This window comes from Clostridium sp. 1001270J_160509_D11, assembly GCF_015667935.1.
Lineage (GTDB): Bacteria > Bacillota > Clostridia > Peptostreptococcales > Peptostreptococcaceae > Intestinibacter.
Genome location: NZ_JADPET010000196.1, coordinates 1 through 3,909, shown reverse-complemented (window position 1 = coordinate 3,909; position 3,909 = coordinate 1). Strand labels below are relative to the sequence as shown.

The following is a 3,909-nucleotide window of genomic DNA, read 5'->3' as shown; positions in this document are numbered from 1 at the left end:
GAAGAATATCACTATCATCAAAATCTATTGTATTTGAATCTAAATCTACTGTACTAATAATTCCATATTGTCCTTTATTTTTCTTTTTGAAAAAATAAAAATACTAGGTTCAAAAACCTAGTATTTACAATATGTTTATCAATTCTAATTATATCTACTGGTGGAGATGAGGGGAGTCGAACCCCTGTCCGCAAGCCCATTCCTCGCTGCATCTACGTGTGTAGCCATCTGTATTAGTGTCTCGCCTTTGATGTCGTCCAGTGGCAGACTACATCATCAGCCAGCCTCAATTAGTCCACTTCAGGTCGAGGCGTCCAAGAAGTAGTTCCCTGCATAAATGATGTCCAGTCTTAACCGGCAGGAGGGCTAAGAGGGACAAGCAGCAATTATTAAGCTGCTAAAGCGTAATTTTCGTTTGCGTTTATTTTAATTCCCCAGGTTTAACGTGATCTAGAGGAGTAACACGACACGCAGCCTCAAGTTCCAAACCCACGTCGAAACCTTTACACCCCCATGGATGTTTAGAGTCTTTGAGACTTTTGCAAACTGTTATTTATTGTTCCACCATATTAAGTTGTATATTTAAAATATTATTGTATTAATAATATAATACTTTTTAGTTAAAAAATCAATGAAATATTTTTCATTTGTTACATAATGATAGAAACATTATATATTTTGTCTTGTTTGACTTATATTATTATAACTTTTCTATCATATTAAAGATTAATATCTTCCTGACATTTCTCTTTCGATACGTCTTTGTGCATCTTTCTTCGCCATGTCTTGACGTTTATCATAAAGTTTTTTACCTTTTGCTAATGCTAATTCTACTTTAACTTTACCGTTTTTAAGGTACATGTTAAGTGGAATTAATGAGTAACCTTTTATTGTTGTTGCCCCTATTAATTTTCTGATTTCAGATTTGTGAAGAAGGAGCTTTCTTGGTCTCATTGGGTCCAATTTGTAGAAAGAGTTTCCTTGTTCGTATGGGCTTATATGAACTTGTTTTAGGAAAACTTCAGAGTTATCCACAGATGCAAATCCATCTTTAAGGTTTACTCTACCCATTCTAAGTGATTTAACTTCTGTTCCTTTTAATTCGATTCCACATTCGTATGTTTCTTCTATAAAGTATTCATGTCTTGCTTTTTTGTTTGTCGCTAAATTTTTAGTTCCTGCCATACTTTCACCTTCTTTATTACTTATTTTAGACTGATTTATAATTTATCATAGTTTTCCAATTTCGTCAAGTTCTCATGCTACACATTAAAAAGGGATACTATAAAATCTATCTATTTACTTTATAATATCCCTTCTCTAAATTTTTATCAACTATTTCAACTTATATTCCGTTAGATGTCGGCTATTTTCAAGACTTCATCTAAAACTAAATATTCATTTCAAAGCTATTATTCGCCTTCTTTTTCATCAGCGTCTACTAATCTGTTGTCTTCTTTTACAGAAACAAGTTCGAAGTCAATTTCTCTAAAGTCTACATTTACTTTGCTAACTTTGATTCTAACTTGGTCACCTATTCTGAACACTCTCTTAGTTCTTTCTCCTACTAATGAGTAGCTGCTTTCGATATAGTTGTAATAATCGTCAGTCATGTCGACCATTCTGATTAGTCCTTCTACTGTGTTGTCTAATTCAACAAACATACCGAATGATGTAACACTTGATATTGTTCCGTCGAATTCTTGACCAATTCTGTCTGCCATATAAACAGCTTTGTAGTAATCATGTACATCTCTTTCTGCTAATTCAGCTTCTCTTTCTTGTTCTGAAGATTGGTTAGATGCATACTCAACTATGTTTGCAAGTTGTTCACTTCTCTTTGGAGTTAATTTTCCGTTTAGTTGTTCTTTTATAATTCTGTGTATCTGTAAGTCTGGGTATCTTCTTATTGGTGATGTAAAGTGGCTGTAGTATTGTGCCGCTAAACCGAAGTGACCCACACATTGTGGTGCATATCTCGCTTGTCTCATACTTCTAAGCATGATTGTGCTTATTGCTTCTTCTTCTGGAGTTCCTTTTATTAAGTTTAAAACTCTTTGGATTTCTTTTGGATGAATTTGTTCTAAATCACCTTTTAAAGCATATCCGAAAGTTGCAACGAACTTGCTTAATGTCTCCATTTTTTCTGCTGCAGGAATCTCATGTATTCTGTAAACGAATGGAGTTTGTAACCAGAAGAAATGCTCAGCTACTGTTTCATTAGTTACAAGCATGAACTCTTCTATCATTCTGTTTGATATTCTTCTTTCGTATGACTTGATGTCTGCTACTTTTCCTTCTGAATTTAAGATTATTTTTGATTCAGGGAAATCAAAGTCGATTGATCCTCTTCTCTCTCTTCTTTTCATAAGAATTCTCGCTAAATCTTCAGCATTGTGGAATTCTTCTACTAAGTTAGAGAAAGTAGCTTTTAATTTTTCATCGTTTTTTTCTAATATGTCAGACACTTCTGTATAAGTCATTCTCGCTTTTGAGTTTATGATTGACTCTGCTATGTCGTATTTTATAACTTTTCCGTCAGCGTTTATTTCCATAAATACTGATAAAGTTAATTTATCTTCAAATGGATTTAAACTGCATACTCCGTTTGAAAGTTGTTTTGGTAACATTGGTATTACTTTATCAACTAAGTAAACTGAAGTCGCTCTTTTTATCGCTTCTTTGTCTAGTTTTGAGCCTTCTCTAACATAGTGAGAAACATCGGCGATATGTACGCCTAGTTTGTAGTTTCCGTTTGGTAACATTTCTATTGAAACAGCGTCGTCTAAGTCTTTTGCATCTTCACCATCTATAGTGAATGTTTTTAAATCTCTTAAATCCATTCTTCTATCTATTTCTTCTTGTGGTATTGGAACTATAACTCTGTCTGCTTCTTCTAATACTTTGTGTGGGAATTCTTCTGGTAGTCCGTGTGCTCTTATTATTGAGTCGATTTCTACCCCACGTTCTCCCTTTTGACCTATAACTTCTATTATTTTACCTTCTGGCTTTCTTCCTTCTGTCGGCCAAACTGTTATTTTGCATACTACTTTGTCGTTGTCTTTCGCTCCTGAGAAGAATCTGCTTGGAACGTATATATCTTGTGTAAATTTCTTGTTATCTGGTATAACAAATCCAAAGTTTTTATTTGATAATTGGAAAAGACCTATAACAGTCTCATTTTCTCTTTTTAATACTTTTACGATAGATCCCTCAGCTCTTTTGCCTTCTGATGCTGGTTTAACTATCTCAGCCATTACTCTGTCGCCGTTCATTGCTCCATTTATATCATCTGGACCTATAAATAAATCTTGTGTGAATTCCTCATCTGATTCAACAAATCCGAATCCCTTTCTATGAGATATGAATTTTCCAACAAAGTATCCCATAGCACTTGGTGTCATAACTCTACCTTTTTTAGATATAATTAAATATCCTTCATCTTGTAATTCCTCTAAAAAGTTGTTGAATAATGGCATCTCACATGAATGTATGTCAAATATTAATGCTAATTCTTCTTTTTTTAGGGGATTATATGCTTTTTCGTTTATAAGACCTAATAATTTCTCTTTTATTTCCGGTGTCATTTGGAATCCTCCCTTTACTGTATTTCTTAAATTAATTCATTAAAAGTGTTTACTCTAATCTATATGTTGTAATTTTTAATTTATTTAGGTTTACATGTTATTTAGATGTTAAAGTTTTAATATCCTCTATTTTTTAATATATTTATCTTATATTTTCAATTATTTTCACTATCTTAATTTTCTAGATTTTTTTTAATATATTATTAATTTTTCTCTACCACAAATCTGTGGATAAGTATGGTTTTTATTAATATTTTTCAAAAATCTATCTTTATTTAATGCTCTTTAGGATAAAGATTTTTATTAAAATTTTGTATTTGCC

General features: G+C 32.3%; 2 protein-coding genes and 1 other RNA gene. All 3 read right to left on the bottom strand.

The window, feature by feature from the left end; genetic code table 11:
* Nucleotides 1-158: 158 nt before the first annotated feature.
* Nucleotides 159-513, bottom strand: a transfer-messenger RNA (tmRNA) gene (gene ssrA / locus I4U58_RS12965).
* A 213-nt stretch (nucleotides 514-726) separates the two neighbouring features.
* Entirely contained in the window at nucleotides 727-1,185 is a 459-nt protein-coding gene (smpB, locus tag I4U58_RS12960) for an SsrA-binding protein SmpB (RefSeq protein ID WP_007285558.1), read from the bottom strand.
* A 227-nt stretch (nucleotides 1,186-1,412) separates the two neighbouring features.
* On the bottom strand, nucleotides 1,413-3,587 hold the full coding sequence (gene rnr / locus I4U58_RS12955) for a ribonuclease R (protein WP_195931760.1): 2,175 nt from the start codon (nucleotides 3,585-3,587) through the stop codon (nucleotides 1,413-1,415).
* Between the last annotated feature and the right edge of the window lie 322 nt (nucleotides 3,588-3,909).